Below are 13,586 nucleotides of genomic sequence, written 5' to 3'. Positions count from 1 at the left end.
TATGGCAGCACCTAAATTAAAAATGCGTTTGGGCGATTTACTTGTTCACGAACACATTATTAGCAATGAACAACTAATGCAGGCGCTAAACAGCCAAAAAACCAGTGGTAGGAAACTCGGGGATACCTTAATTGAGTTAGGGCACATCACTGAGCGGCAGTTATTAGAATTCTTTGCGCAACAATTAGATGTACCATTTTTAGATTTAAGCAATCGCAGAATTTCATCTGAAGTCGCTTTATTATTGCCAGAAGTTCACGCAAGACGTTTACGCGCCATTATTATTGAAGATCAAGGAGACTCTGTTCTCATTGGTATGAGTGACCCAGCGGATTTAAGTGCCCTTGATCAACTAGAACAAATGCTAGCACCTAAACGTTTGAATCTAGCTGTTGTGATGGAATCACAACTCTTTAATGCCTTTGACGGTTTATACCGACGTACTGCAGATATAGAATCTTTCGCTAGCCAATTAGAGGAAGAATACGATCAAAGTAGCGACTTTGACTTATCCAATAATTTCCTTGAAGAAGGCGGTGATGCGACGGTTGGTAAATTATTACAATCAGTGTTTGAAGACGCCGTGCAGATGCGAGCATCTGATGTTCATATAGAACCAGATGAAAACTCGCTACGCATTCGACAACGTATTGACGGTGTACTGCAAGAAAATATTTTGAAAGAAAATAAAATTGCCTCGGCAATGGTATTACGCTTGAAACTAATGGCAGGCCTAGATATATCTGAAAAGCGCTTACCGCAAGATGGACGATTTAATCTAAAAATTAATGGCCATAATGTTGATGTTCGTATGTCAACAATGCCTGTGCAATATGGTGAGTCTGTGGTCATGCGTTTACTTGATCAGTCGGCGGGTTTGTTATCGCTAGATGAAACCGGCATGCCTGAGCATTTTGTTAAGCGAATTCGCCATCAAATTTCACGTCCACACGGTATGGTACTAGTTACAGGTCCTACAGGTAGTGGTAAAACCACCACCTTGTATGCGGCATTAAGTGAACTCAATAAAGCCAGTAAGAAAATTATCACGGTAGAAGATCCTGTAGAATATCGCTTACCTCGTGTTAATCAGGTACAAATTAATAGTAAAATCAACCTTACTTTTTCCAGTGTATTACGTACCGCTTTACGACAAGATCCCGATATTTTAATGGTGGGTGAAATGCGTGATCAAGAAACTGTTGAAATAGGTTTACGAGGTGCATTAACAGGTCACTTAGTGTTATCAACACTACATACTAATGATGCTATTACCAGTGCTTTACGTCTTTTAGATATGGGCGCCGCCGGCTTCCTAGTCGGTAGTTCATTGCGTGCGATTATCGCCCAGCGCTTAGTACGTAAAGTTTGCGATAGTTGTCGTCAGGTTTATCAACCCGATGACCAAGAATTGATGTGGCTATCAAACCTAGTTGATGAAAATATCAAAGAAATTGAGTTCAGTCATGGCCGTGGTTGTCAAACATGCCAACATACAGGTTATAAAGGCCGCATAGGTGTATTTGAACTGTTGGAAATGAATGAGCCTATGATGGCGGCTTTAAAGCGTGAGGATACTGAAGCGTTCACACAAGCAGCTAAACAACATCCAGGGTTTAGGCCTTTAGCGTTGGCCGCTTTTGATTATGCTAAGCTAGGTGTAACCAGTGTTGAAGAAGTACTGCGTTTAGTTGAAACCATCGATGTCACAGGATAAGCAATAATATTATGCCAGCATTTAATTATATTGGACGAGACGCCAGTGGTAGCCAAGTAAAAGGTGCTATAGAAGCGGCGAATTCCGCTGTGGTTGCGGAGCAATTGTCCCGTAGTCGCATTATTCCAATATCAATAGAAAGTGCAAAAATAGCCAATGCAGAAGCTACCCCTAATAATGTCGATATCAGTGAGCTATTAGGTCTTAATCAAGTTACGCTTGATGATTTAATCGTTTTTTGTCGACAAATGTATGCTTTAGTAAAATCAGGTGTTCCTATTCTTAGAGCCATAAAGGGTATGGCTGAATCAAGTACCTCGGTAAAATTAAAATCAGCGTTAACTGATATATCAACGCAACTAGAAGGCGGTTTTCCACTCTCTACTACTTTGCATAAACACCCAAAAATATTCACGCCATTATTTGTCTCTCTTGTTCACGTGGGCGAAAATACCGGTAATCTTGACGACGCATTTTTAAAGCTCGCTGGCTATTTCGAACGCGAGCAAGAAACCCGTAAACGCATTAAAACTGCCTTGCGTTATCCAAGTTTTGTGTTGATTGCGTTGGTAGCAGCTTTAGTTATTTTAAATATTTTCGTTATCCCCACTTTTGCTGACATGTTTACCAAGCTAGGCGCTGATTTACCCTGGTCAACAAAAATGCTAATTAGTAGCTCAAACTTTTTTCTAAATTATTGGCCTCATATGTTAGTTGCCAGTGTGGTTGGATTTTTTTCATTACGACATTATTTAAAAACCCCCACAGGCATGTATTTTTGGGATAAACAAAAATTAAAACTGCCAGTTGTTGGTGGCGTTATCGAACGTTCAATTTTGTCACGGTTTGCCCACAGTTTTGCGATAATATTACGTGCGGGTGTTCCAATGACATCGGGCTTGTCGCTCGTGGCTGACGCTGTCGATAATACTTATATGCAAGATAAAATTATGGCCATGCGCACGAGTATTGAAAGTGGTGAAAGCTTATTACGCTCGTCAGTTGCCAGTAAGTTATTTACACCTTTAGTGCTACAAATGGTTGCTGTTGGGGAAGAAACTGGACGTGTTGACGAACTGCTCGCAGAAGTGGGTGATTATTATGAGCGAGAAGTAGATTACGAGCTTAGCACCCTTACTGCGCGCATTGAGCCGATTATGATCGCGATTGTTGCTGCCATGGTGCTAGTGTTAGCCTTAGGTATATTCAGCCCAATGTGGGATATGATGTCAGCATTCCAAGGTAAGTAGCATTGTTAGCTTTTAGGATGATAAACCCATGACATCACTACAAGTTGCAGAAAAAAATGAAAAGTCACTCACAGAAATTCTCGTGGTGATTGTGCTTGTAGCCGTGTTGATGGCGAGTTTTATTTTTTATTTTTTTAAACAGCAAGAACAAATAACCCGAGCCGGTTTTGAATCAATAGCACAAGTTTTTTCAGCGCGAGTTACTGGTATTCGCGCTCAATGGTTTATGGATTTACAACCAAGTACTGTTAATGTTGAAAGTAGCCAAATACAAGCTGACGGTGGTCGCATGGTGAAAATTGAAGTTAACAAATCGGGGTGGGTAGATACCAAAAATGCATCTTTGTCATGCCAAATTATCTGGCAATATGTCATGGAAGCCCCATTATTATACATGAAAGAGCCTGTAGGTGCGGTGTTAGTTGAATATGAAAACCAAATAGTGCCGAATTGCCAATATAGTTTATCAAGTGGCGAGTATTTCACTTACCATCGCCATAATGGCAAAGTGAGTGAGGTTAAATCAGCATATTAAACGAAATTAACAAGGTGTTTTTACGGTCTTTTTTAAATATTTAGGTAAAATATCACTAAGTAAGTGACTTTGTTGGTATTTCGTTGTTAGAATAAAATTAATATAATAGTTAAGAGGTCGTTATGAATAAACAGTCAGGTTTTACCCTCATAGAATTAGTTATTGTGGTTGTGATCCTAGGTTTTTTGGCGGTTACCGCAATTCCTAAATTCCTCGACTTAACTGATCAAGCAAAACAAGCAAATATTGAAGGCATGGCAGGTGGTTTCGCTACAGCTGTTTCACTCGCACGTGCGCAATGGGAAGCTGAAGCTCGACCAAAAGATGTAAGTGGCAAAAATACAGTTGATTATGATGGCTCAAATTTAATTTTGACAACAGAAGCTACGGGTATTCGTCCAGGTTATGTTGTGTCAACGGTCGCTGGAGGTGCTTCAGGCGACACGCTAGATACTAATTTTACCTCGGCAAACTGTGTTGATATTTGGCAAAATATTTTTCAACAGCCACCACGTTTAACCGATGCTATTGCCACGTTAAATAGTGATCGCTCTATGGATTACTTAGCAGCTAAATCTGGTAGCGGTGCGACAACCTTATGTCACTATTATTTAAAAGAGACATTAAACAAAGATAGTAACGGTAGCTTTGCCGACCCAGGTGTGTCGACAATTACAGGTAACAGTTTTACTTACCAACCCGCCAACAGTTCAGTGATTGTTTATATCAACAATAATTAATTATTAATAATAAAGGTTTATGTTATGAAGAAGTTAACAAATAATAGTTTTAGTAAGCAAACAGGTTTTACCCTAATTGAATTAGTGGTTGTTATTGTTATTTTAGGTATTTTAGCAGCAACTGCTGCACCTAAATTTATCGATTTAACGGGTGATGCTAGAGGCGCGGTAATAAAAGGCGTTCAAGGTAGTGTCAATAGCGCAATTAATATGGCGCATGCTAAAGCACTTGTGAGTAATCAAACTGGTGCAACAGGTGAAGTGACAGTTAATGGTGAGGTTTTCGCGTTAGTATACGGCTATCCAACAGCAGCTGGTGCAGGCACTCCTGCTGGTACTGCAGGTAATGGCTGGGGAGTTAACAAGCTTATTGACTTAGACGACGGTACAGCTATAACTTATGCAGCAGGTGTATTTAGCCATAGCGGTACTACCGCATGTAAAGTTACTTACACGAATGCTTCTAAAACAGGCGCGGTAGTTACTCCGGCGAAGACAGCATTAGATGTTACCTCTTGTTAAGCTATTAAAATAATCATTTTAGAGGGAGAGCTATGCTCTCCTTTTTTATAGCCAGAATAACCTTTAAAGGCTAGCTTGTATTTAGAAAATGCTAAACTTGTTAGCGCGAGCTGTGGTTACAAAGGTTGAAAATGGCAATCTATTGTTAGATATATTATGCTTCATATCAATATATCAGCATCATTTAATGTGATAAATTGATTAACATCATTTGTGATTAAACAGTTAATCATCATGTTAGTCAGTAGTGTGATTTTTCAAGGTTGTATAAATGAATACCAAAGGGTTTACTTTAATTGAGTTAGTGGTTGTTATTGTCATTCTTGGCATTTTGGCTGCTACAGCTGCGCCAAAATTTATTAATTTGAAGGCGGAGGCGCAAACTGCGACATTGCAAGGTGTTAAAGCGACGATGCAAGGTGCGGCTGCTATGGTTCATAGTAAGTCGCTTGTTCAAGGTAATCATAAGGAGTCCACGGGCGCAATTAATATTGGCGATGGTGGCGGTTTTAGTAGCAATGGCGAAATTTTTGTTAGATACGGCTACCCTTTTGCCAAGTTAACTGATTGGAAACGAATTATTAAACTTGACGATAATTTTAGCTATCTTATTGTTAATTCAACATCAGAAAATACCTTAATTATTTACCGTAGTGAAAATTCGCAGCCTACCAGCTTTAATGACCCATGCATGCTTTATTACAAAGTTGCTAAAGATCAAAATACACCACCAACATTTACATTAAACAAGTGCGTTTAAATATTACGGACGAGTGAGGAAATGCAGTTGGCAAGTACAAAATCCATAATTTGCTCGCCACAAAAACTTTCTAGTGGCTTTACATTAATCGAAACGATTGTAGTGATTATTATATTGGGTATTCTCTCAGTAACGATAGCGCCTAAATTTTTCAACGCTAAAGGTTTTTCAGAATATGCTTATCGCACTGATGCTATTGCTAAATTGCGCTTAATTCAGACTAGGGCGATGCAACAAACGAATAGTAGTTATTGTCATAGTGTACTGGTAACCGACACCATACTAGGAACACCTGACAATTGTGGTTCGTCACTAAGTTTTGCTACACCATGGCAAGACAGTGCTTCAAAACTACAGATAGATAGTAGCGACAATATTACATTGTCGACTAATTTTGCTGGTAATAGTTTCTCATTCGACAGTATGGGGCGACCTTCTTGTGCTGCACCATGCATAATCACCATTAGTGGTGAACAAAGTATTAGCGTTCAGATAGAGTCAGAAGGCTATATTCATGCACTCTAAACAAAGCACACCTGCAATGCACATTTCATTGGCTAGAACTGCACAGCAAGGTTTTACTTTAATCGAAACCATTGTCGGCATCGTAGTGCTATCGATTGCCTTTTCAATATTCACCACGCTAATCTACCCGCTGGCTAACCAAAGCGCAGAGCAAGTGCATCAAATTAAAGCAGCAGAGCTTGGCCAGTCAATGATCAATGAAATACTGGGTAAAGCCTTCGACGAAAACTCAGAAATGTCAGGCGGATATTATCGCTGCGGTGAAGATCATAATAATGACGGTGAAATTAAAGCAGTAGACGGTGAAACTTGTACAGCCAGTGCGAGCCTAGGGCCTGATAGCGGTGAAACCCGAAAAAATTTTGATGATGTTGATGACTATCACGGCTTAGCCATTATTGAAGGTTCATTAGGTAACGATGACTCGTTAGCAGACCTATATATAGGTTACAAAGCTAATGTCCAGGTTATTAATGACAGTGATTATGATGGTGATAATGACAGTGCTGATAACAATTTTACGGCCAAATTCATAACAGTAACTATAACGACACCACAAGATTTTAACTTTGTTTTTTCTGTCTATCGGGTGAACTTTTAATGCGCAGCTTACCTAAAAATCAGCAAGGCTTTACGCTGGTCGAGCTAGTAACCGTTATTGTAATTTTAGGTGTTTTGGCTAGCAGCATTACCTCATTCCTACGTTTTGGCACTAAAAGTTATACGGATGCCACTGACCGTGAAGCGTTGATTTCAACGGCAAGATTCGTCGTAGAGCGGCTTAACCGTGAAGTAAGAAATGCCCTGCCTAATAGTATTCGTACTATCGGCGCTAATAATCAATGTTTGGAGTTTGTGCCAATAGATAAAAGCGCCATTTATTTAGACATTCCAGTGGCACCAGAGGCGGCAAGCAACAGTGTTGATGTGGTTATGCTAGCAGATTCACTTATGCCAACAACCCAATATGTTGCCGTTTATGCGTTAAACAGTAATGATATTTACAGTACTGCATCTGGTGTGATTGAAGCATTTTCTTCAGTAGACAATTCGGGGAATAAGCAAAGTCCATCAAAAATTAATTTCGCGAGCAACATATTATTTAACGCAGAGTCTCCCACCAGTCGTTTGTACTTTATCGACTTGCCGGTCAGTTATTGTGTGGAAAATAACGCCATCTATCGTTACCAAGGTTATAGCTTTGGCAATTATGACAGTGATGGCACGCCAGACTCTACTGCAACTCAGATTTTAATGGCCGAATATGTTAATAATTTTTCATCGTCTGGTAATGTTATACCGTTTCAAACTTTTCCGGCTACCCTGCAAAGAAATGGCTTAGCGTTAACAAGATTAAAGTTTGTCCGTAATTTAGAAACAATTGTATTTAATAATGAGATACAGGTGCCCAATGTCCCTTAAGCCAGCGTTTAATACAACTAAATTATTTGGTAAATTACAAAAGCGGCCATACCTAAAGCAGTATAATAATAAGCAAACAGGTAGCGCATTAGTTATTGCTATTTTTATTATTATTGTTTTATCAGCACTCGGTGCAGCTTTAGTTAATATGCTAGATTCGAGCCAAGAAGGTGTTGCCTACGAGGTATTGGGTACACGGGCTTACACAGCAGCACAAAGCGGTTTGCAGTGGCAGTTAGCTGAAGTTTTTCCGTTAAATAGTGATGCTGTTGTTTGTAAAAGCCAAACTGCTATTGACAGCATAACTCCTACTTTTAATAATTCACAGGGTTTAACTCAGTGTAATATCAGTGTTAGCTGTGTTGATTTTGAACGAGATAGCATTCGCTATTACACCATCACTAGCACAGGCGAATGCACCATTGATGGTGAAGTAACATCGAGAAGAGTTGCTGTCGAAGCGCGTAGCCTATAACCTTTATCAACCTCGAAAAATGGTATCAGCCCCTAATATAACTGTTGGTTTCTTTTACACTTTTGCGATTGTATAAAACCTCCGCTCTTAAATCTTACTGATTTACAATGGATTTATTATTTTGGCGCGATGCTTGCATTATTGTATTTAATTGCACAATTACTGCTGTTTTTCATTAGTTGAGGTTTTATAATGATCAAGTATTCATTCAAATTAATTACCGCGTTATTCTTGTTAGCTTCTAGTTCTGCTATTGCTGGACTTATTACAACAGAGCTTTCTGAAGATACCTATATTTCATATGGTGGTTATGATTGGACTTGGGCTTCGCCAGTAAATGTTACAAATTATGAATTATATGACTTTAATAATGGTAAGAGAGTTAACGAATTTAAATCCGCAGATTTCCATACTGGGTGGATGGAGATTGTTAATACCAATTCGAACCCTGACCTAGAAAGATTATTTTTAGAGCTAGAGTTGTCTAACTTTACCAGTAATAATGGTTTTATAATTAATTCAGTATCTTACTGGAACACAATTATTACTGAAGTTGATGTCGATCAATTTGGTGAGCGTTTAGGTAAAAAAAATGATCTAGGTAATGAACAATATTTTAATTACGAGACATTCTATGTTCGTGCTTCAGTTGCCAAAGTTCCTGAGCCAACCACTTTATTCATTTTTGCTGCCGGTCTTTTAGGCTTTACACTACGTAAGCGCAACGCAAAATAATTTGATCGTATATTTACAAAACCCGCTATATGCGGGTTTTTTATTGCTTATTAAACCACATAGCGGTACCTTTAATGATTTATAGCAGCAGTAAATTCGCTTGTTATAAGGCAGCGCTAAATTAACTCTGTGTTGAATTTCCTGTCTTTATTACTGTTGAATATTTAATTTCCATACCGTGAGTTTTAGCGCGAGTTTAGTTAGGCTGTAAAAATCAGCTATTTTGGGCATTTAAGGGTTGTAACACATGAAGTATCTTCTATTGCTGGTTGTTTGTTTGCTGTCATTTTCTGCCAGTGCTTTCGAAGATATTTTATATGATTTCAAAACCAGAACAACAGGTAACAATATCGTTGCCTATAAAGGCTCAACTAGTACACAGGTTCCATCTAGCTTAGTACTCGGAGCGCAAGTCTCTTCAGTTGAATACAATGCCTTAAAGGTGGACGATCAGAGTTATCAGCAAACTACAACCTCGACAAATAACCATTTTCCCTATACACAATTTGAAATATATATAGATGAAGATGAAACCGATATCACAAAGTTCACTATTTTATGGAACGGTTATGGCACAAATGACAACAACGGTAGGAAAGATGGCGTTGATTTCTATATCTGGAATTTTAGACTGAATAGTTATCAGCTTGTGGATAGGATAGATTCTACTAGCAATGAAATCTCACTGGGTGGTCAGGTAACCAGTTCTATGACAGATTACTTTGGTGGTACTAACCAAAATGCTATGGTTTTGTACGTAGTCGCCAGAGAAAAAAAGTCAGGAAACGTTCAGAGCTCTAATATTTATAGTGATTATGTGAGTTTAACGGTGACAGACCCACCCCCAGCTTTTGCCATGGCAAATTTTCAGTTTGATGAGTGTGCTTACACGGGCACAGGTAATGAAGTTATCGACCAACTGGGCAATTATTCTGGCACAAGCCATAATAATGTAGATACCTCTGTTGACGCACAAATAGAAAGAGCGCTAGCAATTACTAATGCTGCTCATCACATGCAAACCAGTATTCCTCTACCTAACAGATATAGCGTTTCTACCTGGTTTAAAAAGCCTACGGCTACTACGGGCAATCGTTATTTTGTGCTTGGCGCAATGGAAAATGGCAGCGATTTACTGGTCATAGATAGAGATAACGATTGGCGGTGGGCTATTTATAGTTCAAATCCTGCACAAGTTATAAACGGTACTTATAGTTTGAAAAATTTAAGTGATAGTTGGCACCATATGGCGCTAGTTTATAAAAACGGCCAAACTAATTTATACATTGATGGTGTTTTTATTGAAGCTATTAACCTTATTCCTACGGGGACATTAAAATATGTAGGTACGTCATTTGATGATTTAAGCACACCTGACTCACAAGGTTTTAGGGCTCCCTTAGATGAGTTTATTGTTTTCAATGGCGCGCTTACCGCCAATGAAGTAGCAACAATATATAACAATCAAAGAGTGGGTGCTAACTATGATGGTGGTGTTCGTGCAAGTCCAAACTGTGTAGCGTTAATTGCTCAATTTTCACTGGATGAAAGCTCGTGGAGTAGCGTTGCAGGTGAAGTCATCGATAGTGCTGGGAATTATAATGGTCAGGCGTTTAATGGTACAAATACGGCATTAGCTTCTCCCGCATTAACAGGTAACCCAGGTACTTGTGGTTATGGGGTGTTTGATGGTGTTGACGATTATGTTGAATTGCCTAGTTCATTTGAAAATCTACAAGACAACTTTACCATCGCAGCATGGATTAAACCGAGCGATTTAGATAGTGGTTCGAGGATTTTTATTGATGATGAAAATAATCAACAAGGCTATGGTTTTAGCTTAAGTGATGAGGCTAGCGGTATTGGAAATTTACGATTTTATTCGCGTGGTGTGAGCCCTGTTTTTATTGATACAACTTCTGTAATAGCGATAGATACATGGACATTTGTGACCGCGGTTCATAACAGTGTTAACAAAACTCGACAAATTTATATTAACGGTGTGGCACAAACGTTAACAGGTGGTGGTATTAGTCAAACCTATACAGGGTCTTGGGGTGTAGATACTGGACCAGCAAGTATAGGGGGTGAAACGGCCAACTCTTCGGAAACTGGCAGTAGTTTTCATTTTGCTGGCGCAATTGACGAAGTACATGTTTTTAAGGGCGCCTTGAATGCAAGCGAAATTAACCAGCTGTATACTAAAACTCATGCTTGTGTTGAGCCGGTTATTCATCATTACGAAATAGTTCACGACGGTAATGGTTTAACCTGCGCAGCTGAGCCTATAACCATCAAAGCCTGTACAAATAGCGCCTGTACAAGTGAAAGTACTGCATCGGTAAGTTTAGATTTTAATATTACTAGTCCAACAACGGGTATTGTCACTAAAGCCTCACCAACCTTTATCGGTAGCACCATAATTGATTTAAGTCATACAACGGCAGAAACTATTACTTTATCAATTAATAATACGAGTATTGCGGCCAGTAATGCTGTTGAATGTTCTGGTGTTGGTACCAGTTGCGATATGACCTTTGCCGATGCAGGTTTTAGGTTTCTTTATGGTGATACTAATAGTGAAACAATTGGCCATCAAACATCAGGTGTAGAGTTTGTAGAAACTTTAAAGTTACAAGCCGTTAAAAGTAATAATGGTGTTTGTGAGGGGCTTTTTAACGGCAATGTAAGTATCAGTCTTTCTCAGCAAAATGTTACTCCAGACTTGGCTTTTAACGCCGGATTAGCATTTCAATCTGGCGGCACTAATATCGCAAAGCATCCGCTATTTACCGACAATGTCAGTGTCAACTTTGGTAACGACAGTATTGCTATTATACCAACGCCTAAGTACTTAGATGCAGGTGAAATTCGTTTAAATGCAAAATACGCTAATGCTGATTTTACTATTGTTGGTAGCTCAAATGATTTTTGGGTAAAACCTGATAGTTTTGAAATAACTGCAACAAACTTAAATGGTGCTTTAAATGGGAATAGTGCCATAAGCACAACCATACACAATGCGGGTAATAATTTCGAATTCACTGTTAGCGCACTTAACGTCGCGGGTGGTTTAACACAAAACTATCGCCAAGCTGACGGACAATTACAATTAAAAGTATCGCGTATTGCGCCATTACTAAATGGCACAGTTGATGGTAACTTTATCTACGCAGCAGGGCAAAGTCGCACCACATCAACGGGCGCAATTTTTCAAAATGCCCTATTAACGAGTTTCACTGAGGGTGATAAAGGCACCGCTGTATTTAGTGGCGCTCAATATAATGAAGTGGGTGTTATTAATATTGATATACAAGATATTAATTATGGTGGTTTGGGTAATGTAAATGGTTTGATTGAAGCGGTAGATAAAGATATTGGACGCTTTACGCCTGCGTATTTTAAACAAAGTGTTAAAGCCGAGCACAAAGGTAAACTTGATGCTTATCACAGTGCAACAGGCAGTTGTGCGATTGCTGACTGGGCCTACACTGGTCAGCGTACGAGTGATGATAAGGGCGCTATTACTTATAGTCTTGAACCTAAAATAACCATTACAGCATACAATGCTAACGACGGAGTCACCAAGAACTATACTTTGGGCGAGCCTGAAGGTTTTATGAAATTGTTGGCAACGGGTGTTGATATTAAGCTACCAACACATGACGAAACACAACAAATAGTCGGCAGCCTTGCTGATAACCCTGTTGCTTTAACTGCGGTTATGTTGGCCGGTAATTTAAGTGCAAGCCTTGATGTTAACGGCAACTTTATCGCGGGTGAGTGGCTTTATACCTTTTCAAGTGATGACCATTTTAGTTATAACAAAAATGAAACAAGTTTTTTAGTGCCTTTTAATGCGCAAATACCTTTTGTTACTAACCAAATAGAAGATAGTGATGGTGTATTACTCAGTAGTAGTATCGATGCGACAGAAAAGCTATTGACAGATGGCGTAGAAATTCGCTTTGCTCGTATGGTGTTAGAAAACTCATATGGCTCAGAGAATACCAAGTTACGCGCGCCGTTAAATGTGCAAGTTTATGACGGGGCAAACTTTACCATAAATACCGATGAATCCTGCTTATCCACATTGATAGGTGATAAAAAAGCGGGTGCTAAATATTCAGGCAACATGAATCTTTGGGATTATCGTTTAATCGATATTGATACTGATGCAATACAGGTTAGTGATACCATAGCTAGTGTTTCAGGTGTTTTTAACCTCGGTATTCAGGCGCAGTTGTCATTCAGTACTCCAGGAAAGCAAGGTACACTTGAATGGGAATATGAAGTACCCAGTTGGTTGAAGTTTAAATGGGATAACGTCGATACAGATAATGATGGTAATTTTTACGATGACAACCCAAGTGCGATACTAAGCTTTGGTATTTATCGCGGTAACGACCGAATTATCTCATGGCGAGAAATCGCGAATTAGCTAACTAGCCAACTAGCTTAGATAGAGTGATAAATTAAGTCGTTCACAGTATTTATGAATTGCTGTGACTTTATCAGAAAAAGTTCTGATTGAGCTATTGAGTAACTAAATCAGCAGCGCGGCTTTTAATGCTTTCTAATAGTGCTTCTTCGGCTAACAATTTTTCTCTTACTTGTACTTTTAATAATTGTTCTTCAGTCCTATTTTGCAAGTTATCTGCATCTTCAAGTAAAGTTTTTTCATTGTCAAATGCTTGATTTTCAACGACGGATTGTAGGTTTTTTTCGCGTAATTCAATTATAGCTTGCCATTCTTTTTCTAGCGCAGACTCATCAATAGTTTTAATTTCGCTTAACTCATTTAAGTCTATATTATTTTTTTTATGGTCTGGGCTACAACCGGCTATTAATAAAATTACTAAGCTTATTTTGATTGTTGAGACGTTCATTCAATTTACCTTTCAA

Annotated in this window: 13 protein-coding genes; 12 read left to right on the top strand and 1 reads right to left on the bottom strand. The window is 38.9% G+C overall.

Features of this window, described 5'->3' with window-relative positions; all coding sequences use genetic code 11:
• Position 1: 1 nt before the first annotated feature.
• The 12 genes from H4J38_RS03035 to H4J38_RS02980 all read left to right on the top strand — a co-directional run bounded on the left by H4J38_RS03035 (position 2) and on the right by H4J38_RS02980 (position 13,122).
• On the top strand, positions 2-1,717 hold the full coding sequence (locus H4J38_RS03035; RefSeq protein WP_182129315.1) for a GspE/PulE family protein: 1,716 nt from the start codon (positions 2-4) through the stop codon (positions 1,715-1,717).
• An 11-nt stretch (positions 1,718-1,728) separates the two neighbouring features.
• The gene (locus H4J38_RS03030) at positions 1,729-2,967 is read left to right on the top strand and encodes a type II secretion system F family protein (protein WP_182129313.1); all 1,239 of its coding nucleotides are present in this window, start codon (positions 1,729-1,731) and stop codon (positions 2,965-2,967) included.
• A 28-nt stretch (positions 2,968-2,995) separates the two neighbouring features.
• Complete coding sequence (locus H4J38_RS03025) at positions 2,996-3,502, top strand: hypothetical protein (protein ID WP_182129311.1); 507 nt, start codon at positions 2,996-2,998, stop codon at positions 3,500-3,502.
• 122 nt (positions 3,503-3,624) lie between these two features.
• The gene (locus tag H4J38_RS03020; protein ID WP_182129309.1) at positions 3,625-4,242 is read left to right on the top strand and encodes a type II secretion system protein; all 618 of its coding nucleotides are present in this window, start codon (positions 3,625-3,627) and stop codon (positions 4,240-4,242) included.
• Between the two features lie 24 nt (positions 4,243-4,266).
• Positions 4,267-4,764 carry a prepilin-type N-terminal cleavage/methylation domain-containing protein gene (locus tag H4J38_RS17355; protein WP_182129307.1) on the top strand — a complete coding sequence of 166 codons (498 nt, stop codon included), beginning with the start codon at positions 4,267-4,269 and terminating at the stop codon, positions 4,762-4,764.
• Between the two features lie 271 nt (positions 4,765-5,035).
• A complete protein-coding gene (locus H4J38_RS17350; protein ID WP_182129305.1) occupies positions 5,036-5,524 on the top strand; it encodes a prepilin-type N-terminal cleavage/methylation domain-containing protein in 489 nt (162 codons plus the stop codon).
• Between the two features lie 27 nt (positions 5,525-5,551).
• Positions 5,552-6,049 (top strand): prepilin-type N-terminal cleavage/methylation domain-containing protein, encoded by a 498-nt coding sequence (locus tag H4J38_RS17345; RefSeq protein WP_310733435.1) that lies wholly within the window; start codon positions 5,552-5,554, stop codon positions 6,047-6,049.
• The gene (locus H4J38_RS03000; protein ID WP_182129301.1) at positions 6,039-6,650 is read left to right on the top strand and encodes a prepilin-type N-terminal cleavage/methylation domain-containing protein; all 612 of its coding nucleotides are present in this window, start codon (positions 6,039-6,041) and stop codon (positions 6,648-6,650) included. The genes H4J38_RS17345 and H4J38_RS03000 overlap by 11 nt, the downstream gene beginning before the upstream one ends.
• Positions 6,650-7,471, top strand: coding sequence for a PilW family protein (locus H4J38_RS02995; protein ID WP_182129299.1), 822 nt, complete (start codon positions 6,650-6,652; stop codon positions 7,469-7,471). Before H4J38_RS03000 ends, H4J38_RS02995 begins: the two co-directional genes overlap by 1 nt.
• The gene (locus H4J38_RS02990; protein WP_182129297.1) at positions 7,461-7,946 is read left to right on the top strand and encodes a pilus assembly PilX N-terminal domain-containing protein; all 486 of its coding nucleotides are present in this window, start codon (positions 7,461-7,463) and stop codon (positions 7,944-7,946) included. The genes H4J38_RS02995 and H4J38_RS02990 overlap by 11 nt, the downstream gene beginning before the upstream one ends.
• Before the next feature lie 192 nt (positions 7,947-8,138).
• The gene (locus tag H4J38_RS02985; RefSeq protein ID WP_182129295.1) at positions 8,139-8,681 is read left to right on the top strand and encodes a PEP-CTERM sorting domain-containing protein; all 543 of its coding nucleotides are present in this window, start codon (positions 8,139-8,141) and stop codon (positions 8,679-8,681) included.
• Between the two features lie 247 nt (positions 8,682-8,928).
• The gene (locus H4J38_RS02980) at positions 8,929-13,122 is read left to right on the top strand and encodes a LamG domain-containing protein (protein WP_182129293.1); all 4,194 of its coding nucleotides are present in this window, start codon (positions 8,929-8,931) and stop codon (positions 13,120-13,122) included.
• A gap of 94 nt (positions 13,123-13,216) precedes the next feature.
• On the opposite strand, the gene H4J38_RS02975 is transcribed toward H4J38_RS02980, so the two are convergent.
• Positions 13,217-13,570 carry a hypothetical protein gene (locus H4J38_RS02975; RefSeq protein ID WP_182129291.1) on the bottom strand — a complete coding sequence of 118 codons (354 nt, stop codon included), beginning with the start codon at positions 13,568-13,570 and terminating at the stop codon, positions 13,217-13,219.
• Positions 13,571-13,586: the final 16 nt, after the last annotated feature.

The sequence above is a fragment of the Colwellia sp. BRX10-3 genome, from assembly GCF_014077505.1.
In the GTDB taxonomy this organism is placed as follows: domain Bacteria; phylum Pseudomonadota; class Gammaproteobacteria; order Enterobacterales; family Alteromonadaceae; genus Cognaticolwellia.
Note: the sequence above shows the minus strand (reverse complement) of the source record. Positions and strands in the feature narration are given on the sequence as shown.

Excerpts from the sequence above, each read along its gene's own strand:
- H4J38_RS03035 (WP_182129315.1), top strand. The coding sequence starts at position 2 with ATGGCAGCACCTAAATTAAAAATGCGTTTGGGCGATTTACTTGTTCAC.
- H4J38_RS03030 (WP_182129313.1), top strand. The coding sequence starts at position 1,729 with ATGCCAGCATTTAATTATATTGGACGAGACGCCAGTGGTAGCCAAGTA.
- H4J38_RS03025 (WP_182129311.1), top strand. The coding sequence starts at position 2,996 with ATGACATCACTACAAGTTGCAGAAAAAAATGAAAAGTCACTCACAGAA.
- H4J38_RS03020 (WP_182129309.1), top strand. The coding sequence starts at position 3,625 with ATGAATAAACAGTCAGGTTTTACCCTCATAGAATTAGTTATTGTGGTT.
- H4J38_RS17355 (WP_182129307.1), top strand. The coding sequence starts at position 4,267 with ATGAAGAAGTTAACAAATAATAGTTTTAGTAAGCAAACAGGTTTTACC.
- H4J38_RS17350 (WP_182129305.1), top strand. The coding sequence starts at position 5,036 with ATGAATACCAAAGGGTTTACTTTAATTGAGTTAGTGGTTGTTATTGTC.
- H4J38_RS03000 (WP_182129301.1), top strand. The coding sequence starts at position 6,039 with ATGCACTCTAAACAAAGCACACCTGCAATGCACATTTCATTGGCTAGA.
- H4J38_RS02995 (WP_182129299.1), top strand. The coding sequence starts at position 6,650 with ATGCGCAGCTTACCTAAAAATCAGCAAGGCTTTACGCTGGTCGAGCTA.
- H4J38_RS02990 (WP_182129297.1), top strand. The coding sequence starts at position 7,461 with ATGTCCCTTAAGCCAGCGTTTAATACAACTAAATTATTTGGTAAATTA.
- H4J38_RS02985 (WP_182129295.1), top strand. The coding sequence starts at position 8,139 with ATGATCAAGTATTCATTCAAATTAATTACCGCGTTATTCTTGTTAGCT.
- H4J38_RS02980 (WP_182129293.1), top strand. The coding sequence starts at position 8,929 with ATGAAGTATCTTCTATTGCTGGTTGTTTGTTTGCTGTCATTTTCTGCC.
- H4J38_RS02975 (WP_182129291.1), bottom strand. The coding sequence starts at position 13,570 with ATGAACGTCTCAACAATCAAAATAAGCTTAGTAATTTTATTAATAGCC.